This window comes from Nonomuraea sp. NPDC023979, assembly GCF_040639085.1.
In the GTDB taxonomy this organism is placed as follows: domain Bacteria; phylum Actinomycetota; class Actinomycetes; order Streptosporangiales; family Streptosporangiaceae; genus Nonomuraea; species Nonomuraea ceibae.
On the sequence record NZ_JBEZZG010000040.1, the window covers coordinates 21,525 to 42,420 of the forward strand.

The 20,896-nt window shown below is 69.2% G+C and carries 22 protein-coding genes and 1 pseudogene; 11 read left to right on the forward strand and 12 right to left on the reverse strand.

The window, feature by feature from the left end; all coding sequences use genetic code 11:
• Positions 1-63: 63 nt before the first annotated feature.
• The 7 genes from AB0G11_RS42065 (at position 64) to AB0G11_RS42095 (ending at position 7,606) form a co-directional block, all read left to right on the forward strand.
• Positions 64-1,203, forward strand: a complete 1,140-nt coding sequence (locus AB0G11_RS42065) for an ABC transporter ATP-binding protein (RefSeq protein ID WP_357592439.1) — start codon at positions 64-66, stop codon at positions 1,201-1,203.
• Positions 1,204-1,285: 82 nt separating this feature from the next.
• Positions 1,286-2,395 (forward strand): polyamine ABC transporter substrate-binding protein, encoded by a 1,110-nt coding sequence (locus AB0G11_RS42070; RefSeq protein WP_357592441.1) that lies wholly within the window; start codon positions 1,286-1,288, stop codon positions 2,393-2,395.
• Positions 2,396-2,437: 42 nt separating this feature from the next.
• Positions 2,438-4,228 carry an ABC transporter permease subunit gene (locus AB0G11_RS42075; RefSeq protein WP_357592443.1) on the forward strand — a complete coding sequence of 597 codons (1,791 nt, stop codon included), beginning with the start codon at positions 2,438-2,440 and terminating at the stop codon, positions 4,226-4,228.
• On the forward strand, positions 4,225-5,271 hold the full coding sequence (locus AB0G11_RS42080; protein ID WP_357592445.1) for a hypothetical protein: 1,047 nt from the start codon (positions 4,225-4,227) through the stop codon (positions 5,269-5,271). The genes AB0G11_RS42075 and AB0G11_RS42080 overlap by 4 nt, the downstream gene beginning before the upstream one ends.
• A gap of 60 nt (positions 5,272-5,331) precedes the next feature.
• On the forward strand, positions 5,332-6,210 hold the full coding sequence (locus AB0G11_RS42085) for a sugar phosphate isomerase/epimerase family protein (RefSeq protein ID WP_357592447.1): 879 nt from the start codon (positions 5,332-5,334) through the stop codon (positions 6,208-6,210).
• Positions 6,207-7,229: a Gfo/Idh/MocA family oxidoreductase gene (locus AB0G11_RS42090; protein ID WP_357592449.1), complete on the forward strand. Its 1,023-nt coding sequence runs from the start codon at positions 6,207-6,209 to the stop codon at positions 7,227-7,229. Before AB0G11_RS42085 ends, AB0G11_RS42090 begins: the two co-directional genes overlap by 4 nt.
• Positions 7,230-7,381: 152 nt before the next feature.
• Positions 7,382-7,606 carry a hypothetical protein gene (locus AB0G11_RS42095; RefSeq protein ID WP_357592451.1) on the forward strand — a complete coding sequence of 75 codons (225 nt, stop codon included), beginning with the start codon at positions 7,382-7,384 and terminating at the stop codon, positions 7,604-7,606.
• 614 nt (positions 7,607-8,220) lie between these two features.
• On the opposite strand, the gene AB0G11_RS42100 is transcribed toward AB0G11_RS42095, so the two are convergent.
• Entirely contained in the window at positions 8,221-8,517 is a 297-nt protein-coding gene (locus tag AB0G11_RS42100) for a hypothetical protein (RefSeq protein WP_357592453.1), read from the reverse strand.
• The gene (locus tag AB0G11_RS42105) at positions 8,489-8,698 is read right to left on the reverse strand and encodes a hypothetical protein (protein WP_357592455.1); all 210 of its coding nucleotides are present in this window, start codon (positions 8,696-8,698) and stop codon (positions 8,489-8,491) included. Before AB0G11_RS42105 ends, AB0G11_RS42100 begins: the two co-directional genes overlap by 29 nt.
• A 239-nt stretch (positions 8,699-8,937) precedes the next feature.
• On the opposite strand from AB0G11_RS42105, the gene AB0G11_RS42110 reads away from it, so the two are divergent.
• Positions 8,938-9,669, forward strand: a complete 732-nt coding sequence (locus tag AB0G11_RS42110) for a hypothetical protein (protein WP_357592457.1) — start codon at positions 8,938-8,940, stop codon at positions 9,667-9,669.
• Positions 9,670-10,064: 395 nt separating this feature from the next.
• Here the strand turns inward: AB0G11_RS42110 and AB0G11_RS42115 are convergent, their stop codons facing one another.
• The 4 genes and pseudogenes from AB0G11_RS42115 to AB0G11_RS42130 form a co-directional block, all read right to left on the reverse strand.
• On the reverse strand, positions 10,065-10,289 hold the full coding sequence (locus AB0G11_RS42115) for a hypothetical protein (RefSeq protein ID WP_357592459.1): 225 nt from the start codon (positions 10,287-10,289) through the stop codon (positions 10,065-10,067).
• Between the two features lie 219 nt (positions 10,290-10,508).
• A pseudogene (locus tag AB0G11_RS42120) lies at positions 10,509-10,742 on the reverse strand (hypothetical protein); the annotation flags it as partial.
• 128 nt (positions 10,743-10,870) lie between these two features.
• Positions 10,871-12,049 carry a PP2C family protein-serine/threonine phosphatase gene (locus AB0G11_RS42125; protein ID WP_357592461.1) on the reverse strand — a complete coding sequence of 393 codons (1,179 nt, stop codon included), beginning with the start codon at positions 12,047-12,049 and terminating at the stop codon, positions 10,871-10,873.
• 735 nt (positions 12,050-12,784) lie between these two features.
• Complete coding sequence (locus tag AB0G11_RS42130) at positions 12,785-13,534, reverse strand: alpha/beta hydrolase (RefSeq protein WP_357592463.1); 750 nt, start codon at positions 13,532-13,534, stop codon at positions 12,785-12,787.
• A 61-nt stretch (positions 13,535-13,595) separates the two neighbouring features.
• Here AB0G11_RS42130 and AB0G11_RS42135 point away from each other — a divergent pair, with 61 nt between their 5' ends.
• Positions 13,596-14,120 carry a PadR family transcriptional regulator gene (locus AB0G11_RS42135; protein WP_357592465.1) on the forward strand — a complete coding sequence of 175 codons (525 nt, stop codon included), beginning with the start codon at positions 13,596-13,598 and terminating at the stop codon, positions 14,118-14,120.
• Positions 14,121-14,251: 131 nt separating this feature from the next.
• Here AB0G11_RS42135 and AB0G11_RS42140 read toward each other — a convergent pair whose 3' ends face one another.
• The 3 genes from AB0G11_RS42140 to AB0G11_RS42150 all read right to left on the reverse strand — a co-directional run bounded on the left by AB0G11_RS42140 (position 14,252) and on the right by AB0G11_RS42150 (position 15,745).
• Positions 14,252-14,527 (reverse strand): alpha/beta hydrolase fold domain-containing protein, encoded by a 276-nt coding sequence (locus AB0G11_RS42140; protein WP_357592467.1) that lies wholly within the window; start codon positions 14,525-14,527, stop codon positions 14,252-14,254.
• Positions 14,524-14,730 carry a hypothetical protein gene (locus AB0G11_RS42145; protein WP_357592469.1) on the reverse strand — a complete coding sequence of 69 codons (207 nt, stop codon included), beginning with the start codon at positions 14,728-14,730 and terminating at the stop codon, positions 14,524-14,526. Before AB0G11_RS42145 ends, AB0G11_RS42140 begins: the two co-directional genes overlap by 4 nt.
• A 64-nt stretch (positions 14,731-14,794) precedes the next feature.
• A complete protein-coding gene (locus AB0G11_RS42150) occupies positions 14,795-15,745 on the reverse strand; it encodes an alcohol dehydrogenase catalytic domain-containing protein (protein WP_357592471.1) in 951 nt (316 codons plus the stop codon).
• A 1,287-nt stretch (positions 15,746-17,032) separates the two neighbouring features.
• Here AB0G11_RS42150 and AB0G11_RS42155 point away from each other — a divergent pair.
• Positions 17,033-17,809, forward strand: coding sequence for a helix-turn-helix domain-containing protein (locus AB0G11_RS42155; protein WP_357592473.1), 777 nt, complete (start codon positions 17,033-17,035; stop codon positions 17,807-17,809).
• A 56-nt stretch (positions 17,810-17,865) separates the two neighbouring features.
• Positions 17,866-19,113, forward strand: a complete 1,248-nt coding sequence (gene nuoH / locus AB0G11_RS42160) for an NADH-quinone oxidoreductase subunit NuoH (protein WP_357592475.1) — start codon at positions 17,866-17,868, stop codon at positions 19,111-19,113.
• Here nuoH and AB0G11_RS42165 read toward each other — a convergent pair.
• The 3 genes from AB0G11_RS42165 to AB0G11_RS42175 all read right to left on the reverse strand — a co-directional run bounded on the left by AB0G11_RS42165 (position 19,101) and on the right by AB0G11_RS42175 (position 20,754).
• Complete coding sequence (locus tag AB0G11_RS42165; protein WP_357592477.1) at positions 19,101-19,223, reverse strand: hypothetical protein; 123 nt, start codon at positions 19,221-19,223, stop codon at positions 19,101-19,103. The genes nuoH and AB0G11_RS42165 overlap by 13 nt on opposite strands.
• A gap of 152 nt (positions 19,224-19,375) precedes the next feature.
• Entirely contained in the window at positions 19,376-20,275 is a 900-nt protein-coding gene (locus tag AB0G11_RS42170) for an Ig domain-containing protein (RefSeq protein ID WP_357592479.1), read from the reverse strand.
• The gene (locus AB0G11_RS42175; RefSeq protein ID WP_357592547.1) at positions 20,266-20,754 is read right to left on the reverse strand and encodes a helix-turn-helix domain-containing protein; all 489 of its coding nucleotides are present in this window, start codon (positions 20,752-20,754) and stop codon (positions 20,266-20,268) included. Before AB0G11_RS42175 ends, AB0G11_RS42170 begins: the two co-directional genes overlap by 10 nt.
• Between the last annotated feature and the right edge of the window lie 142 nt (positions 20,755-20,896).

The window sequence follows — 20,896 nt, forward strand, 5'->3', positions numbered from 1 at the left end:
TAGGTTCTCAGCCATACGCGTTGCATTGATTGCAACTCTATTGAGGAGTTGAGGATGTCCGAGATGACGGAGGACGTCCAGTCCGTCGACCAGATCGCGACGGGCGGTGAAGTCGAGCTGGACGGCCTGTCGAAGAGGTACGGAACCGTCGAGGCGGTGCGGGGCATTTCCCTGAGCATTCGCCGCGGTGAATTCCTGGCGATCCTGGGTCCTTCCGGTGCGGGAAAGACGACGCTGCTCAACATGCTCACCGGATTCGAGCAGCCCACGAGTGGTGCGATCCGGATCGACGGCCGGGATGTCGCGCGGCTGGCGCCGCACAAACGCGGAATCGGCGTGGTGTTCCAGCACTATGCGCTGTTCAAGCACATGACCGTCGCGCAGAACGTGGGATTCCCCCTGCGCATGCGCAGGATGTCCTCCCGGGAACAGCGCGTTCACATTCAGCACGCCCTTGAGCTGGTCAAACTCGACGGATACGAGACCCGGTTCCCCGACCAGCTGTCCGGCGGCCAGCAGCAGCGGGTCGCGCTCGCCCGCGCCATCGTGTTCCGGCCGGCGCTGCTCCTCATGGACGAGCCGCTCGGCGCGCTCGACAAGCGCCTGCGCGAGCACATGCGGGTCGAGATCAAACGCCTTCAGCGCAGCCTCGGCGCCACCGTCATCTACGTGACCCACGACCAGGGCGAGGCGCTCACGATGGCCGACCGCGTCGCGGTGATGAACGACGGCGCCGTCGAGCAGCTCGGTACGCCCACCGACCTGTACGCGAGGCCGGCCAGCGCGTTCGTCGCCGACTTCGTCGGGGAGACCAACTTCTTCCAGGGCCGCGCCGTTCCCGGCGCCGACGGCCGGATCGGCGTCGTTCTCGACGGCGACCGCCCGGACCACCTGCGGGAGGTGGAGAACGCGGCGTCGCTCACGCCCGGCTCCAGGGTGGAGGTCGGGGTGCGCCCGGAGAACATCTCCCTGCTGCCCGTGGAGAGCGCCGGAACTCCGGCCGTCCCGGGCACGGTGAGCGAAGTGCTGTACGAGGGCGCGACGGCCTTGCATGTCGTCGAGACCGCGATCGGGAACCTGAACGCGCGCCTCTCGATCGAGAACCTCCAAGAGACCCGATGGGCCGTGGGCGACCAGGTCGCCGTCCATTGGGATTCGCGGGCGGCACGGGGTTACCACGTCGCGGACCGGAGTTCGTCGTGACATCGGCGGCACGTCAGCCAGGGGGCTGCCGATCAGGACTCCCATCCGCGACACAGATGTGCACCACAGAAAGGTTCGGCCGATGAAGCATCCCCGGAAGACCGCGCTGGGAACGTTCCTGGCGGTCAGCTGCCTGCTCACGTCTGTTGCGTGCGGGAGCGGCGGCGACTTAGGAGGCGGCTCCTCGGCCGGCCAGGTCGTCGTCCCGGACCCGGGCGGTGACCTCGGCAAGGCGATGAAGCAGGCGTTCTTCGACCCGTTCGAGAAGCAGACCGGGATCGATGTCGTGCTCAGCTCCGGTGAGTTCGACGCCGCCGTCGTGCTCGCGGGCGTCAAGGCGGGCGCCCCGGCCTTCGACCTGGTCAACCCCAACGGCGCGGTGCTCAAGCGCTTCCGCGACAGCGCGGCGCTGGAGCCGGTCGACTACTCGCTCTGGAAGGACGGGCTCCGCGACAAGATCGGCCCGGCGAAGGCCGCCGACGACGCGGTCCCGGCCTACTACATTTCCGTCGTCCCGTCGTGGAGCACCGGCAAGCTCGGTGACCAGGCGCTGACCTCGTGGGCGGACTTCTGGAACGTCGAGAAGTTCCCCGGCAAGCGGACCCTCGCCCCCGGCTCGTGGGGGGCCGGGGGCGCGACGTTCGAGATCGCGGCGCTGGCCGACGGCGTCGCGCCGGAGGACCTCTACCCGCTCGACTACGACCGGGTGTTCGCGAGCCTGGACCGGCTCAAGCCGAACCTGGTGAAGTTCTGGGAGACCGGCGCCGAGCCCATCCAGCTGCTGACCGGCGGCCAGGTGACGGTGGCCAGCGCGTGGAACGGCCGTGTCGCCGGCGCCCGCGACAAGGGCACACCGGTGACCAGCACGTGGAACCAGTCGATCCTCCAGTACGACAACTGGGCCATCCTCAAGGGCGCCAAGAACGCCGCGAACGCGCAGAAGCTCCTGGCCTTCATGATGGAGCCCGAGCCCCAGGCGGAGTTCGCCAAGGCGATCCCGTACTCGCCGGCGAGCCAGGCGGCGTTCGACCTGCTGCCCGACGACCGCAAGGCCCTGCTGCCCACCTCGCCGCAGAACGTCGCCTCGGCCGTGACCCAGGACTACGAGTGGTGGACCGCCGCCGCCCCGGGGACCGACAAGTCCAACGAGGAAGTCGCCATCGAGCGCTGGCAGGCATGGGCCTCGAAGTAGCCCGCGTCCGTCTGCTCAAGACGACCTCGAAGTAGGAGATCCATGTCGGTCGACAGCCTCCCCCAGCAGCTCACCGGCGGCCTGCCCATCCGCTCACAGCGCAGGCCGGACCGCCGGTGGCTCACTCTCGTACCGCTCCTGGCAGTCCTGATCCTGCTGTTCGTCGTCCCGCTGTGCTCACTGCTGGTCGACAGCTTCCGCAGCGGACAGGGCTTCACCCTGGACAACTACCGCGAGCAGGTGACCTCGCCGGTCTTCTGGCGCGCGATACGCCGCACCCTCGTCATCGCCGCGCTCTCGACCGGGATCTGCGTCGTGCTCGGCTACTGCATGGCGTACGCGCTCACCCGGATGCCCAAGCGCCTGCGCGGCGTGCTGATGGTCGTGGTCCTGGTGCCGTACTTCACCAGCATCCTGATCCGCTCCTACGCGTGGATCGCGATCCTCGCGCCGAGCGGGCTCGTCGCCGAGGCGCTCGCCCTGTTCGGTGTCGACACCGCCCCCGAGCTGGTCTTCAACCAGACCGGCATGCTGATCGGAACCGTGCAGATCCTGCTGCCGCTGGCGCTGCTGCCGATCTACAGCGTGATGAGCGGCATCGACCGCGCTCCGGTGCGCGCCGCGCAGAGCCTCGGGGCCTCGCCCGCCGTCGCGCACTGGCACGTGTACCGGCCGGCCACGTCGTCGGCGGTCATGGCCGCCGCCGCCCTGGTCTTCATCAGCACGCTCGGCTTCTACGTGACGCCCGCGCTGCTCGGCGGGCCCGGTGACGCGCTCATCGCGCAGTCCATCCTCGTGCAGTTCTCCAACCTCGTCGATCCCGCCGGGGCCGCGGCGCAGGCCGTGCTGCTCCTGCTGGTCGTCCTGGCGCTGTTCGCCGTCCTCTTCCGCTACCTCGCGCCTTCACTGTCCATCGAAGGCGCGAAGGCGACGACCCCCACCGCCCGGCCCGGCCGCCGTTCGCGCGACGGCGGGGCGCGGGTCCTCGACACCGCTCTCGACACCGCTCTCGACGTCGTCGGGAGGCTCCGCCTGCCCATCCTGCTGGGCACTTGGGTCGTGGGCGCGGCGCTGCTCGTCACGCCCCTGGTCGTGGTGGCGATCTGGGCCTTCAGCGACGCGACGTACCTGACGTTCCCGCCGGAGGAGTACTCCACCCGGTGGTTCGCCGACTACTTCGCCGACGAGCGGTGGATCGGCTCCACCCTCCTCAGCCTGGGCCTCGCCTCCAGCGCCGCCGTGCTCAGCGTCGTCATCGGCAGCTTCGGAGCCTTCGGGCTCGTACGGGGTCCGCGCCGGCCTCGCCTGCCGATCGCCGTCCTGGTCGCGATGCCGCTGATCGTCCCGCCGATGATCTACGGCCTCGGGTTCTTCGTGCTGGTGGCGCCGCACGGCATGGTCGGCACCCAGTTGGGCCTGATCCTGCCCTACCTGGTCCTGGGGCTGCCGTTCTCGGTGTCGATCACGGCGGCGGCCCTGCGCAACCTCGACCGGCGACTGGAGAACGCCGCGCGGAGCCTGGGCGCGGGGTCGCTCTCGGTGCTCCGGCACGTGCTGCTGCCGGCGCTTCGCCCGGCACTGGCCAGCGGCTTCGTGTTCTCCTTCCTCGCCGCGTTCGACGACGTCGTCATCTCCACGTTCATGTCCGGGCCGTCAGCGGTGACGCTGCCGTTGCGGATGTTCCAAGACATCAAGCTCGAAGTGAGCCCGAGGACAGCCGTGGTCGCTGTCGTCCTGCTGGCAGCAGGAGCAGCCGCGGTTCTTCTCCGGTTCGTCACTACTTGGCTGGTGCGCACCATTCGGGTGGCACTGAGCCGATTGGGGGATTCATGAAGGCCACTGCGAAGAACGAGCCGGTCATCGCGGAGATGACCTCGCCCTACGTCGAACACCAGGAGTTCCCCGACATCGTCTACCCGACCTCGGTCACGGCCACGCTGGCGGCCTTCCGGAGCGCGTTCCCGAACGTGACGCGGCTCGTACCGGAGCCGGACGACGGAGCGGCGGCACTGACCGTGCACAGCGGCGACTACGTCGACTTCGTCAAGGAGGGCACCCGGCGGCCGGACGGGCTGACGAAGTTCCCGCTGAACGTGATCGCCCTTCCCGAGCTGCGGGTCTCCGAGCCGCGCACCTTCGAGGGCCGGCACGCGCAGTACTTCTTCGACGAGGTCACGCGGGCCACCCCCGCGGTGTGCGAGGGAGCGCTGCAGAGCGCGGCGGCCTCCGGGCAGGGGGCGCGCTGGCTCGCCGGCACGGTCGCCGCGCAGCCCGCCGGTCAGCAGCCGCCGGCGATGGTGCTCGTGCCGAGTCGTCCACCGGGGCACCACGCCCTGTCCACCGTGGGCGGAGGGCTCTGCGTCTTCGCGAACGCCGCCATCGCGGCCCGTGAGCTCTCCCGCAGCGGCCGGGTCGTCGTGCTCGACATCGACCAGGATCACGGCAACGGCACCCAGACCGTGCTCTACGACGACCCGTCGATCCTGACGATCTCGATCCATGCCGAAGGCTGGCCCCACGTCGCCGGGTTCGCCGAGGAGACCGGCGGTCCCAACGCTCCCGGCAGCAATCTCAACCTCCCGCTGCCGACCGGCTCGGACTTCACCGCCTACGCGCCCGCGCTGGAGACCGCGCTGGAGGCGATCGGCCGCTTCGAGCCCACGTACCTCGTCCTCGCCCTGGGATACGACGCCCAGTGGGAGCAGGGGTTCGGCGCGCTCCGCCTGCAGTCCGAGGACTTCGGCGTCCTCGGACGTCGCATCGCCGCACTGCGCCTGCCGACGCTCGTGACCACCGAGGGGTGCTACGGCTACTACGAGTCGACCGCCGTGGCGGCGACCCACTTCTTCGACGGATGGGCCGAGCAGTGGCGATGAGCGCTGCGCTCTTGACCTGACAGAACGACCTGGACCGGCACGATTATCAGTGAGGAACCTGTGAAGATCGCCACGGATACCTGGATGCTGCGCCCGCAGCCCATCGACACCGTGTTCTCGACCGTACGGGAGGCAGGCTTCGACTACCTGGAGCTCTCGCCCCGGCCCGACGTGATGCCGAGTTACGGCGGCAGGCGGGCGTCGAAGGCCAAGATCGCCGAGATCGCGGAGGCGTCGAAGACCCACGACGTCGGGATCGCGTCCATCTTCATCGAGCAGGCCTGGGGGAGCTCGGAGGAGGACATCCGGCAGGCGGCTGTCGGCTACTGGAAGCAGACCATCCAGCTGGCCGTCGACCTGGGCTGCGACCGGATCAACTCCGAGTTCACCGGCCACCCCGGCGCTCCGCAGGCCGGCGAGGCCGCGATGCGCCGCTCGCTGGAGGAGGTGCTGCCGCTGGCGGAGTCCGAGGGCCTGACGATCGCCCTCGAACCGCACCCGGGCGACTGGGAGGAGTCCGGCGTCGGCGCCGTCGACTTCATCCGCGGCCTGCAGAGCGACCACGTCACCTACCTGCACTGCGTGCCGCACACCTTCTACCTCACCGGTGTGGAGGACGAACGCGGCCACCTCAAGAACGTCAACCGCGACATCATCACCTACGCGGGCGACACCATGGACCACGTCCATCTGGCCGACACGCTGCTGCCCGGCCGCACCTTCCTCAACCCCGGGAGCCCGGGGGTGCGCAGCCACCAGCACCTCGACATCGGCCAGGGCGACATCGACTGGGACGAGGTGTTCGACGCGCTGCGGGAAACCGGGTTCGACGGCGTCCTGTCGGTCGCCGTCTTCCGGCACGAGTCACGGGTGATGGACTCACTCACACACAACCGGCGCATCATTCGCGAGCGCCTCGAAGGGGGCGCTGACCAGTGACCGGACCCGTACGCTTCGGCGTCGTCGGCCTCGGCGAGATCTACCAGCTCGCCCACCATCTCGCCTTCCAGCGGGCGGCCGGCCTGGAGGCCGTGGTCGTCTGCGACCTCGACCAGGACGTCGCCGCCCGGACGGCGCAGTCGCTCGGCGCCGAGGCCGGCACCGACTACCGACGGCTCCTCGAGGACGAGCGGATCCAGGCCGTCGACCTCGTCCTGCCCCACCACCTGCACTACAAGATCGCGCGTGAGTTCCTGGAGACGGGCAAGCACGTACTGATCGAGAAGCCCATGACCGTCGGCGCCGCGGACGCGCGCGAGCTCGTCGCCCTCGCGGCCGACAAGGGCCTCAAGTTCACCGTGAACGAGAACACCCGGTTCGTCCCCGCCTATCAGGCGACGCTCGACGCCGTCACCGGCGGCGAGGTGGGGGACGTGACCCTCGTCCGCACCCTGATCAGCGGCAACGAGTTCGGGCGGCTCGGCAACCCGAGCCTGTGGAAGGGACGCCAGGACGGCTCGGGCGGCGGCACCATCATCGACGCCGGCGCCCACTCCTTCTACCTGCTGAAGTGGATGTTCGGCGAGGTCGCCTCGCTGCGCGCGCTGTCGGAGCGTCTCGTCGACGTCAGCCAGGTCGAGGACTGGTCGGTCGTGGCCGGCCGGATGCGGTCGGGCGCGCTCTTCTCCGTCGAGTCCACCTTCACTTCCGGCGGGCCGTGGAACGAGCGCCTCGAAGTGCACGGGACCGAAGGGCTCATCGTCGTCGACCAGCACCAGAACCCTCCGGCGATGATCTTCCGCGGCAAGCGTGACCACGCAGGATCGCCGCTGCCCGGCACGACGTACGAGCCGGGCACCTGGAAGTACAACTCGATCGCGGCCGGGGTGGAGAGCTTCGCCCGTTCGATCGCGGACGACGAGCCGACCGCCGTCTCGCCCGAGGACGGCGCGTACGCGGTGCACGTCATCGAGCTCGCCTACCAGTCGGTGGCCTCGGGCTCGGCCGTCACCGCCTGAGGCTCCCCCCGACCCCTTGGACGACGGGCATGCCGGCCATCGAGGAGAACAACCAACGGCATGGACCAACGCACCCAGGGCGCGCACCCCCGTTCCGACTGGCACGAGCGGTGCGCGTTCCTGGGGGTGGAGCCTTCCGTGCCCGGCCGGGCGTGGTGAAGGCGCAGTCCCGCTGGTCGCGGGTGAAGGGCACCCGGCCGCACGGCTCGCCTTCGGGGGAGGCCGAGGTGGTGCACACGGTGGCGGGGAAGCTGCTGCCGCTCCGCCGCGACGTGGCCGAGCGGCTGGAGCCGGCGGATCTGGCCTGGCGGACCACTCCACCGGGGACCCCTGACGCCTGCGCCCAGGGGCCGGGCGCCGCCGGCGCGCGACGCTGACGACCCAACTGCCGGCGGTTGTACCGCCTGTGCAGCGCCGTGACGACAAGGCGCAGCGCGGACGCTCTCAAGCTCCACCCTGAACTCCAGAACATGGCGGTGGAGACAGTGACTCTCTCGACGGTGCGCGGAGCCAAGCCGGGAGCGATGGTCAGGGCCGCCAGCACGTCGGCCTCTGCAGACGACCTCGAACTCCACGCGGCCGCCGATCTCCAGCGTCCGGTATCCCGGGGCAAGGATGTCGCTGAAGTGCACCACGGCATCGGCCCCTTGGGGTCATTCGGACGAGGCGATCACACCCCACCCTTCTTCCCTCTTCCAGATCTTCACGAGGCCCTCGGCCATGACGACATACTGGCACGACGCCGCCGGGACCAGCTGGGAACGGATCAGCCCATCCCGAGGAAGCGATCTCCAGGCTCCCGCTCGATTTCTGCTCCGACACACTTGTGAACACCCCCGTCCGAGTGAGTGTTTGAGATTGGTGATCTTCGTCAGTCGCAAACGATTCTGGCCTGTCGCCGAGCAGGGCCCCTGCGGGTGAGACGGCGAGCCATACCGGCAATCGCGGCCCAGCGAACGATGGCCTCAGAGACCTCGGGCCTCGCTCATAGTCACGGGTCAGACGGCGGCAGGCGGTCAGCCACGCCAGCGTCCTTTCCACCACCCACCACCCACCACCGAGTGATGACGCTGAAGCCTCGCTGATCAGCGGGCTTGCGGACGATCTCCAACCTGATGCGCAGGGTGCTGCGGATCCAGTCCACCAATCGGCCGGCGAACCCCTGATCGGCGAAGACGTGCCGGATCGGGGTGGTCAGATACGCCGACAGCATCGCGACGGTGACCAGCAGGCCGGTGGTGTCGGTGATGATGAACCGCTTACGGCTGTTGACCTTCTTGTCCGTCATAGCCGCGGCTGTCACGCCCGACAGTGTCGGCGCCCTTGACGCTCTGGGAGTCGATGATTCCCGCGGAAGGCTCGCCATCACGGCCGTCCTGGCGGCGAGCCTTGATGCGCAGCTCGCGCAGCAGGGCCTCGGTCACGCCGGTCTGCTCCCACTGCTGGAAGCACCAGTACACGGTCTGCAAGGAAGGCAGGTCGGTAGGCAGGTACCACGTAAAGGATGGCGTTGACGATCTCCCGCCGCGGGTGCTTCTCCGGCCGCCCGCCGGTCCGAAACAACACCCAAGCGGTACGATGCAAACACCGAACCGGGCAGCTGGCCGTACCAGCAGCACCAGCGGGCAGGACTTCTCCGTCAGGGGGCGTGGCCGTACCGCGCCCACCAGCGGTTTTCCACGTACCTCACGTTGATGGAGAACCCCTCATGACCTCTGCCGTCCCTCGCGCCTTCCACTGCGAGCACACCCGCGCCAAGAGCAGGGTGTACGCCCTCGTCGAGCGCTCCGGCCAGCCCGCGACCCTGCATGCCATACTGACCTGCACCGATCCCGCCCTCGCTCAGCACGCCGCCTACCTTCTCTCCTCGGTGCTGGAGAACGGCCTGGGCCCCGCCGCCCGCGCTGAGTCGGAGCGGATCGCAGCGGCTCTGCCCGACGCGCCCGCCGCCTCCTTCCGCCGTACGCTGGCCGATGTCGTGAACGGGACCTGGGCCGACGCTCCGGAGCTGGCCGGCACGTGGGCGTCCCTGCGGCGCGGCCGCGGCGACTCGGCCGGCCTCGGTGGCGACCTTGAGAGCCGCACGCCGCATGACGCCCGCCTCGACGCCTTCCCAGGGCCGGTCGTACGCACGATCAGCCTGCTGGAGGTGCACGTTCACGACCCCGCTCGCCTACTCGCGGCGGCCACCGCAACGGGCTGGAGGCCGCTCGACGCCGAGGCCCTCGACGAGGACGACAGCCACGACGTCGTCGGAGCCGTCATGCACTTCGTCAACGGCCCGGAGTTCCTACCTGGCGCCGACCAACTGATGGAAGCCACGCAGGCACGGCTGCTGCGCGTCGAGAGGGGCGATGAGGTGAGCGACTGGAGCACCGCGCCCGTGACAGCGAGGTTCGACACGGGTACGAGGTCCGACCCCGACGACCAGGCCGACTGATCGCTACCCCATAGGCACGTCGGCGCGGCCGAGCACGAAATCGACTCGGCTGCGCCGAGATGTTCACACCTAGCTTCTTCTTCATTGTCCGGATTGTTGGAGTGCTGCGAGGGGTGCGGCCGCGTTTGATGGTCCTGCCGACGTCGTAGCGGGGCGCGGGCCGGCTCTGGAGGGTTTGGGTGCGCTGGCCGGTTGGGCGAGGAGCGGGCGGGGGTTCCGAAACCCGCGCCGGACGCGAGCGGGTGTGAGCCGCCCCAGGCAGGCCGGTTTCTCCCACGGGTGACGCAGGTCTTTGACCAGGAGGCGAGCCAGGCGGCGCGGTGGGTGAGCCGTGTGTAGCCGGTCCCAGGCCGATGCTTGGGCCTTGCCGTAATGGGCGGTATCGGTGATCGTGCTCACCGATGGTTCAGGCCAGGTGGCCGGGTCGGCCAGGGCGAACTCGCCGCCGTGCTTGGGCGGGCGTCCGCCCCTGGGTGGGCTCGTAGGAACTCCTCGTGCGAGGGTGCCGGGCGGCGCAGCACTCGGTCGGAGCGGATGCGGCCCAGCAGTTCGACGGGCAGGTCACGCAGGACGTAGGCCGGGCGAGTGATGTCGTCGCCGGTGTCGGTCACGATGAGCACGTCCGGGTCCCCTGTGCGCTACTGGCCGGCTGAGATCAGCCTCTCGATGACGCCCGGAGCTGGGCGGCGGTGACAGCGGTGGTGTCGTCGGCCGGCCCCAGCCGCACCACGTCCAGCGGCGCCGTCCACGAGTTGCGGCCCATCTCCAGTGCCGCGACACGAGTACGGCCAGCCCGGGATGAGCTGCGAGGCGCTCTTGGCCCGGCCGTAGACATGGCAGAACAGCCGCTCGGCCGAGCAGGGCGCGTCCGAGCGCAGCCACGGCGACACATCCACCGCCAGCACGATCCGTCCGTCCGGCCAGCGCGGTAACGGCAGCTCGGCCAGCACTGGCGCAGTCGTTCCACGTCGATCCGGCCGGGGTTGAGCGCGCCGTACAAGGCGCCATGCCCGCGGCGCTGCGCTCGCCACAGCAAGCCAGGCCCGGGCTCCGTCGCTCTGCTCCATGGGCATTACGCCGGCATGCGCATCATCTATAGGCCGCCACCGACCATGGCGGAAATGGCGGCATGACCTCGGCGATGCCGAGACGACGAGCGCGGCTCGTGCCGCTGAGTCCGGGCTTCGGTGCGCCCGAGAGGTCAGGACGGCCCAGTCCTGCGCAGCATGAGCATCGTGGTGTCATCGTGCTGACCGGCCGCGCTGAAGGCATGCAGGTCCTCGCTCAGCGCGCGGACGAGACTGGTGGGCGGGTCCGCGGCCCACGCGCGCAACCGCTCCTCCAAGGGATAGAACCTGCCGTCCGCGTCCCGCGCCTCGGTCACTCCGTCCGTGCACAACAGCAAGCGTGCACCGCGCGCGAATCTGAACGACACGCCTGCTCGCGGCGCCGGAGCCAGCGCCGCCAGACCGAGGGGGACCTCCGCCTGCCCCAGGTCCACCTGCCGGACGTCACGACCCTGAACCACGTACGGGGCGATGTGGCCACAGTTGACCACCTCGACCGCCTCGGTCAGCGAGGCGTCCTTGATGTCCAGGATGAGCGCGGTGACCAGCCGCTCCGGCTCGCCGTTCTGAGCCGCGAAGTAGTTGTGCCTGACCACCGAGCTCTCCAGTGCGGCCACTACGCCGGTGAGTGTCTCCTCCCGGTGGGCCGCCTCTCTGAACGAACCCAGCAGCGCGACCACCATCCCAATCGCCGACAGGCCCTTGCCCTGCACGTCCGCGATCAGCACCCGGGTGCCGGTCTGGGCGACGGCCACGTCGTACATGTCGCCGCCCATCATGGTGTCCTCCTCTACCGGCTGGTAGAGGCCCTCCGCCACGATCTCCGCCGTGCGCAGAGGCAGCGGGCGCACCAGGAGCTGCCTCAGGGCGGAGGTGGCCGAACGCAACCGGAAGACCTCCGCCTCCCGCTTAACCCGGTAGCGGCACCCGGCCACGCTCAGCAACCCGAACAGGCCGGTGAACCCGGCCGCCAACAGGATGTCGTTGGGCTCGCCACGCAGGTAGATCGCCGTGCCGACCACCACCACCTGCACCCACGCTGCGGCGACAGCTGTCTGCCACACCACCCCGAGCCCTGACACGATGGCTGGCAGGAAGATCAACAGTGGGTACAAGCGGACCGCGGTGCCCGTGGACACGTCCAGCATGATCACCACGGCGGTGACGAGGACGAGCCCAGCCAGGAACTGTGGCGTCCGCAGAGCGGGACTGGCCCCGCGCCGCCCCTCAGCGTCGTCCGTCACCCTGCCCCCTTCGCCACCAAACCACCTTCTATCAGCGATATCTCCGCCCAGCCCTTTCGGCGCGCCCATGTGACCCCTCCTTGTGCCGATGACTGTCTGCCTGGAGGTCGTGTAGGCAACCTTCTCCCAGGTGGTGCGATGCCGTCGTGCCCGAGAAGATCACCCGACAGATTCATCCCTGCATCAGGTCACGGTCCAGAGCCGTTGACATCTGAGCGGGGGAGCAGGACGCTCAGCCGTCACCAGGGAGGCGTCGATCTCCTACGACGCGAGGGGCTTGCGGGAGACGCGCCGCGGCGCGTCAGATCCGGCAGAACACGCACTGCGGCCAGAACCTTGCCCCAGCCGCCGCACCCCGAGCCTTGGACTCGTCCAGCAAACGAGCGGACGATGCTGTACTTGTCGACCAGCACGGCGCAGCGCCTGCCTCGGCAGGCCGCGTGGCCCCGGTGTAGAGGCCAAGGCTCAACCGCTCGTTATGCCGTGTTGGGGCGCTGCTCCTCGGTGATCGTCGGCTCAGGGGTGCTGTGACGTTGTTGAGAACGGGTGAGGTGGAGAGGCTGACGGGTCGCCGTGCTCGTCGTCGTGCTGGAGGCGCGGTGCTGCCGCCGACGTGGCCGTTGGCCTGGCTGTAGAGGATTGGGGAGTCGGCGGGGATGGCGTGTCGCCGCAGGTTGGGCATGCCGGCCTGCGGGTTTGTGGAACAGTCGTGCCAGGCGCGTCAGCCGTCACAACGATCGGCGTTCGAAGACTGCCTGACCATGGGCCAGGCAGACAGCCCCGATCGCGCAGCCGAAGCGCTGCTCACGATCTCGTGAGCAAGCCGCCCACCTCGCTGGCGAACGCCTTCGCATTGTCGATCATGATGTTGTGGCCGGTGTCCGGGACCGCGATCAGCCGTACCCCGGAGGTCTCCAGCTCGGCCGCCCCGGCGAGCTCGCCGTCGATGGCCGGGTAGAGGTAGGCGCGCGGGATCGGCAGCCTCCGCAGCCGTTCCCGTACATCGGCCTGCGTGAGGTGCACCGCGCTCCGGTGCAGTGCCTCGCGGCCGGCAAGCCTCATGGTGGCCGCCCAGTGTGGGCCGACCCGGGTCAGGGTCTCGTCCCAGCCGTGCCGTACGAACCCGTCCTCGGTGTAGGTGGCGATGGTCGGGCGCGGCGTCGGCTGGATCGGGTCGAGGTTGGCGTCCACCAGCACCAGCTCGGCCACCAGCTCGGGGTGCCGCTCAGCCAGGTGCACTGCGATCGTCCCGCCCATGCTGTGCGCGATCACCTGTGCCGCGCGAACGTCCGCCGCACGCAATGCGGTCGCGAGTGCATCCGCGTGCTCCTCCATGCTGTAGCCGAACGAGGTGGGTCGATCGCTGGTCCCGAACCCCAGCAGATCAACGAACAGGCTCCGGTGTCCGGCCAGCTCCGGTCTGCTCGCGGCCTCCAGGAAGTACGGCGCTGCCGCCGCGCCCAGCCCGTGCACATAAACCCGGACCGGCTCGCGCCCGGCCACCTCGGCCCAGCGAATCCGGCTCCCGTCCGGCAGCACCTGCGCATCTCTCATGACCATCTCCTCCGAGGTATCTAACTGTCGAGATACTAAGTTGTCGATGTATTCTACGGGGATGATTGAGCTGTCGATCCTCGGGTTCCTCTACGACGAGCCGCTCCACGGGTACGAGCTGCGCAAACGCGTAGCCGCCCTGACCGGCCACGTCCGGCCCATCGCCGACGGCACCCTCTACCCAGCGATCAAACGCCTGGAGCGCGACGGCCTGCTCGAACGCGACCTTCAGCCTGGCGCTCAGGCCGCGCCCAGGCACGTACTCACCCTCACCGACGCCGGGCGCGCCGAGCTGCGGCGGCGGCTCGCCGAACCGGATGAGCCGTTCATCACCGATGAGAATCGCTGGTTCACGATGCTGGCGTTCCTGCGCCACCTCGACGAGCCTGCACTCCAAGCGGGAGTGCTGCGACGCAGGCTGGCCTTCCTCACCGAACCGGCCAGCTTCTTCTGGGACGGCGACCGGCCCTTGCGCGCCGCCGACTTCGACGATCCGTTCCGCAAAGGACTGTTCACGATCGCCACCGCGACCAGCAGAACCGAGATCGGCTGGCTGCGGGAAACCCTGGCCGTGCTGGACGCATAGAGCGGCGCGTATGTGCCGCAGTCGTCCTGCAGCATAGCTGGGCGCATGGGCCAGCCACCGCACGTTCACCATGAACACCGGATCAGGAGCGAGGGGTGACCAGCATGCGGACGGAAGTCTCGTTAGCCGCCTCAGAGCCGTCCTTCGGCGAGCCCGAGTTCGCCGGCGTGCTCGGCGACCCACTTCAGCCCGGCGTGACTTTCGACGGCGGCCCGCGGTGCACGGGCCTCGGGTGCGAGCGTGTACTCGGGAGACACCAGGACCAGCTGGTTGCCGGCGATCAGCTGTAGTACCTCGGGCAGCAGCCCTGAGAACCGGTTGCTGAGGATCATGCCGCCACCGTGGATGTCGTACAGGCAGGGGAGCGGCTGGGCCGCGCTGCGCGGCCGGACGATCGAGAGGATCATCTGGCCTTCAGGGACGGGTACGGTGTGCTCTTCGTGGACAAGATCGTGCTGGTCGAGTACTCCTGGAACATGTCGATGGTCATCTCCGGTGCGCTGCGCAGCGACTGGAACACCTCGTGATCGGTGATCACCGGGGTGAACAGGGTGCGGTCGGCGACCAGAAGCTCGGGGTCGTACGGTGGTAGCGCCATGGCGTCGGTCATTGGAGTGCTCCGTTCTGGTGACGGCCGTCCGAGGACGTTGTCGGTCCTGCCCCGGTGACGGTGGTCAGCCGATGCGGATGAGGATCTTCCAGCCCTGACCGGCGCGCAGTGCGTGGATGGCGTCGACGACGTCGTCGAGCTCGCGCTCGCCGATCATGAGATCGGTCGGCTGGATCTCGGCCGGTCGTTCGTATGCGGCGACCTCGACCATCCGGCCCCCGGGTGCGAGACTCGCCACGCCTGCGGTGAAGGCGGCGGGCGCTCCGGCGGCGGCGATGACGGCCTGCATGCCCTCGCCGCCGGTCAGTTCGCTCACGGCCGCGGCGAGGTCGTCGCCGGCCGGGTCGATCACCCGGGCCCCCAGCGCGGCGATCGCACCGCGCCGCTCGGCGTTCGGCTCCGAGACGAGCAGCTTCTCCACACCCTGGGCACGCAGCGCGTTCCATGCGCCGATGCCGATCGGCCCGGCCCCGAGGACGAGTGCGGTTCCGCCCGCCTGCACGCCACTGCGCACCATCGCGTGCCAGCCCACTGCCATCGGTTCGACGAGCGTCGCCATGCGCAGCTCCAGGCCCTCCGGGATCAGATGCAGCTGCGAGACGTTGACGACGACGTACTCGGCCAGACCTCCGCCGTTCGCGTTCGTACCCAGCGACGCCATCAGCCGGCAGGTCATGGGGACGCCGCGGCGGCACGAGGCGCACTCTCCACAGGTCGCCACGATCGGGTGAACGGCAGCGCGATCCCCGACGTCGATGCCCGTGACGCCTGATCCGAGTTCGACGATCGTGCCGCCGAGCTCGTGCCCCATGATCTGAGGCAGCTTGGCTCCGGTCAGCGGGTGCGGGGTCTCCAGGTCGAACGGGTTCGACTCCGGGCTGAAGTACGTGTGCACATCAGATCCACAGATGCCGGCGTAGGCGATGCGCACCTTCACCTGACCCGGTCCGGGAGTCGGCTCCGGCACCTCCTCGATGCGGAGGTCTTCCTTGCCGTAGAACACCGCGGCTCTCATGCGTCTCTTCTTTGAAACTGTGCAGGGCCTGTCGTCGGCTGCCTTCCATGACCGGTATCGCGCCACGCACGCCCATCCTCCTCAACCGCAGGTCAGATGCGCGCCTGCCATTCGCGGAGGAATTCGCGCCACTTGTCGGCCTCGCTGTATCCCAGGGATATTTCCAACGGATTTGCCTGACGGGGTCCCGGTAGCCGGGACCCCTGCTGGAGACGGCCGTCCTGATCGCCGGTCCAGCCCGGCACTTCCGCGCCGCCGAATGGCTGACCGACCTGGCAGGCGTGGCCAAGCGGGCGGCCTGCTGGCTGTTGTGCTCTCGCGTCCGCACCTGGGGCTTGCTCATCCCGCTCATGGTGAAGGCACTGGACCAGGTGCGGCAGTCGCAAGGGTGGGGGGACGGCTCTGTGGACGGTGTTCACGGTGTCCGCATTGGTCGACTCGGGGGACCGCATCCGGACCTTCTGGAGCGTTCCCATCAAGCCGCTCAGAGCACGGCTGCTCCAGAAACCCGGAGGCCGGCCTGCGGCGACACGCCATCCCCTCCGGCTCCCCAATCCTCCTCAGCCAGGCCAAGGGCCACGTCGGCGGCAGCACCCTGCCTCCAGCTCGACGACGAGCACGGCGACCCGTCAGCTTCTCCACCTCACCCGTTCTCAACAACGTCACAGCGCCCGTGAGTCGACGATCACCGAGGAGCAGCGCCCCAACACGGCATAACGAGCTGTAGAGCCTTGACCGTCGCATCGTTCGGTGACGGACCCTGCCTGGGCCGGTCGGGGGGCCTGCGGCGCACCGCGTTCTGGCCGAGGGTGGGGACACGATCCTGCTGGCGCAGCTGAACGACCGGCCGGGGGGCTCCGCCGTGTTCGGGGCCTCCGCTTCCCGGCCCGGACGTCTGGGGCAGCGGCATCGCGTGGGCCCTGCTGACGGCCGTGCTGGACGGGATGCGAGATGCCGGGTACGACGACGTGCATCTGTGGACCACTCCGCGACTCCACCCAGGCGCGCCGGTTCTACGCCAAGCACGGCTTTACCGAGACCAGCAGGACCCGCTTTACCCCTCGAGGAAGGGCCCCGCTGGCCCCGATCGAGCTGGAGCGAGCGGCAGCCGAGGCTCGATCAAGGACATCCATCGCCCGGGAGGTCCACGCGCCATGCCCCGTGGGCCCACCAGTTATCTTCGGTGTTGTTGGTGTCAGGCATGCTAGGCACATGAAGGATTCCGAACGTGTCTGACGCACGTCAGGCACGCGCCATGCTCCCGCCGGCCACGGCATGATCCACTCGGTGCCCGCGCTGAGGCAGGCTGAGCCGTACGAGATGATCGTGCGGCGGTCGCCGCCGCACCTGCGCCCGTACGCGCTGGGGGCGGCGGGGTTCCGGACGCGGACGGCGGAAGACGCGCGGATGCTGCCGCTCAACGCGGCCACCTTGATCGTCGACTTCACCGGCATGAGCCCGATCGTCACCGGCCCGCGCGCCACCGCGACGTTCGCGGTCCACACGCCGTGGCGTCACGGGATGGCGGTCGGGCTCACCCCCGCCGGGATGTCCGCGCTGACGGGCGCGCCGGTCCGGGAAGTGGCCGGGGCGACCGTGCCGCTCGCTGACCTCCTCGGAGTCCGGGCCGAGGAGCTGGCGGGGCGGCTGGGCGAGTCAGCGAGCTGGGATGAGCGCTTCGCCCTGCTGTGGGAGCGCCTGACGGCGTGGCTGCGCCCCGGCCCGGGACGCGACCATCTGATCATGCGCGCCTGGTGGCGGCTGCAGGCCCCGGACTGTCCGCGCACGATCGCGGGCCTCGCCGCCGAGCTCGGTGTCAGCAGGCGGTATGTCGAGCTCGGATTCCGCAGAGTGGTGGGTCTGTCACCCAAGACCGTCGCCCGGATCGCCCGCTTCCAGCGGACCGTGGACAGCTGGCGCCGCCCGTCAGCCACCCTGGACGCGGCCCTGAGCTGCGGTTTCGCCGACCAGCCGCATCTCAGCCGGGAGGTCAGGGCGATGTCGCGGCTGACGCCCGCGCAGCTGTTCGCATTCGTTCAAGACACCGGGCGGCTCGCCGAATAGCGTGACCTTCCGCTCCCGGCCGAACGGCGTGCCGGGACGGGAAGGGGCAGCACGTCATGGGAGCCACGCTCGCCGACTTCGGCAGGGATCCGCTGGGGATCACCATCGTCAAGGCGGTGTTCCTGTTCCTCTTCCTGTCGCTGGGGGTCGTGTTCGGGGTCTGGTTCGAGCGCAAGCTCATCTCCAGGATGCAGAACCGCATCGGACCCAACCGGGCGGGACCCTTCGGGATCCTGCAGTCGGTGGCGGACGCGATCAAGATGGGGTTGAAGGAGGATCTTCTCCCCAACACCGTGGACAAGGTGCTGTATCTGCTGGCTCCGGTCATCATGGTGGTTCCGGCGTTCGTGGCGTTCTCGATCGTGCCGTTCGGGCCGAAGGTGTGGATGTTCGGGCACGAGACGCCGTTGCAGCTGGTCGATCTGCCGGTGGCGGTGTTGCTCATGCTGGCGATGGGGGCCATCTCGCTGTACGGGGTGGTGCTGGCCGGATGGTCGTCGCGCTCGCCGTACGCGCTGCTCGGTGGTTTGCGGTCGGCGGCGCAGGTCGTCTCGTACGAGATCGCGATGGGCCTGTCGTTCGTGGCCGTCTTCATCTTCGCCGGGACGCTGTCGACCTCGGAGATCGTGAACGCGCAGACGTCGCTGTGGTACGGCGTCATGCTGCTGCCGTCGTTCCTGGTGTATGTAATCTGCATGTTCGGTGAGGCGGCGCGGATTCCGTTCGACCTGCCCGAGGGTGAAGGTGAGCTGGTCGGCGGGTTCCAGACGGAGTACTCCTCATCGCTGAAGTTCGCTCTGATCATGATGGGCGAGTACCTGCACACGTTCACCGCCTCCGGCATCGCGGTCACCCTGTTCCTGGGTGGCTGGCGGGCGCCGTTCCCGATCTCGCTGTGGGCGGGCGCGAACGAGGGCTGGTGGCCGATGCTCTGGTTCTTCATCAAGTTCGCGCTGACGTTCTGCTTCGTCATCTGGGTCCGCGCCTCGCTGCCCCGCGTGCGCTACGACCAGCTCATGTCCTTGGGCTGGAAGGTCCTCATCCCCGTCAACCTGGGCTGGATCCTCCTCGTCGCCGCCGTCCGGACGATCACGCAGAGCCCGGGAACCGTCTCCATCGCGCTCGGGGCCGTCATCGCCGTCGGCGTACTGGCCATCTGGATGCGGTTCGACACCGTCGGCCAGCGGCGAAGGGAAGCCAGGAAGGCACAGGTCGACGCCGAGTTCGAGGAGCTCGGCGAAGAGCCGACCGCAGGCGGCTTCCCGGTGCCGCCGCTCGATCTACCGCACTATCACGGCCGCTGATCCGCCACCCGGGCGCTGACCAGGGTGGCCCGCCGTTCGGCGAGCCGGGCCACGGGTGGCACCAGGAGGCCGACGAGGGCGATCCAGCCGGGCGGCTCCAACCCAGGCACAGCGTGGTAACGACGCAAGATCGTTCACGGCGTGTGTCACGGGTTGCTCCTCTCCTACCCGCACCGAGCGGGATCGGAGAGGAGGACAGACCCGGGACCTCAGACAATACGCACCGTCGCTTTTCCGGCGGAGTTTTCGTGGGGGCGCAAGATCAGCAGGTGGGGCAGGGGGCATCGCGCCGGATACGCCAGGTGAAGGTGGTGCTTGCCTGGCCGCCGCCGACGGCCGTGACCGTGACGTTGTAGCTTCCTACACGGGGCGTGCCGCTGATCAAGCCAGTCGTCGTGTCGATGGTCAGCCCGGGCGGCAGACCGGTCGCCGACCAGGTGTAGGACCCGCTCCCGCCGGTGGCCTGCATCTGCAGCGACACGCGGTCCGGGAGGTACGTGTTCTGGGTGCCCGGGTTGACGACCGTCATCGCCGGCGAGGGCGTGGGGATATCCGGCGGCGGGCAGTCGAACAACACCGGACCAGACCCCGTCGATCGGGTGATGAACTCCGGAGTCCCCGACAGGTATTGGACCGTGGCGGTCGCCCGGCCCGAGTAATAGCCGGACTCGCACACCTCGCCCGGGCTGGGGGCGCCGAGGCCGAACAGGGGGACCAGGGTGGTGTACTGCCAAACGTCGGTGCGGCCGGTCACGGTTACACCGGGGCCGCCGATCAGCCCGTGGTAGAGCAGCTCCACGGTGAGGTCGATGCGGCGCACTGGACCGTCGCACTGGACCGTCGCGGTGTAGTTGACGGTCTTGGCGTCGGTCTTGCTCGGCGGGCTGCCCGGCGAGACCCACCAGCAGACGTGGCCATCGGGAAGGTCGGCGGATGCCGGGGCGGCGTCGATGCGGCGCGCTGGACCGTCACACTGGACCGCCGCACTGTCGTTGACGGTCTTGCTCGGTGGGCTGCCCGGCGCGCCCGACCAGCAGTTGTCGCCGTCGGGAACGGTGGCGGATGCCGGGGTGGCCAGGCCCAGGAATGCGATGGAGAAGGCAGCTGTGACCAGGGCCAGGAGGATGCGGGATAAATGGCGATACCACAGATTCACACGCATCGCTGGATGGTCTCACGGGACATCAGCGTCGACAATGGGTGAGCCCGGGGCCGGGGCGTGCACTCGAAGACAGCCTGCTCACGCACAACGAGGCCTTCCAGCGCGACGTCGTCGACCGCCGCCGGCTCGCTGGTGAGAAGCCCCGCTACGAGGACCCCGCCGCGGTGGGGATCGACCGCGCCTGGCTGGCCCGGACCGTAGCCGTCCAGCACGTCACGGCCACCCGCGACAGCGACGACCAGTAGCCCCCGGCGTTCGCGTCGTCCGGCGCCGACGGCGGCGTAGGCGTCCATGCGGTCGGCGAAGACGGCGTTGATGAGGTCTTCGCGGGTGGCGAAGCGGCGCGACAGGGTGGCCTTGCCGACGCCGGCCTCGCAGGCGATGCAGGCCATGGAGACGCCGAGGCCGTAGCCGGCGTACAAGCGGCGGGCCGCGGCCAGGACGCGTTCGCGGTTGCGCTCGGCGTCGGCAAGCGGCATTCGCACCCGGCGTCTTCCACGCTGACATAGCGCACCGCAGACCCCACGGTCAGGTAGCACCGGTAGAACACCACCGCCCTTCTTGCCGCGCACCAGCCCCGGGCTGCGAGGTGCCCGTTCTCTTGATCGACACGTTCGTACA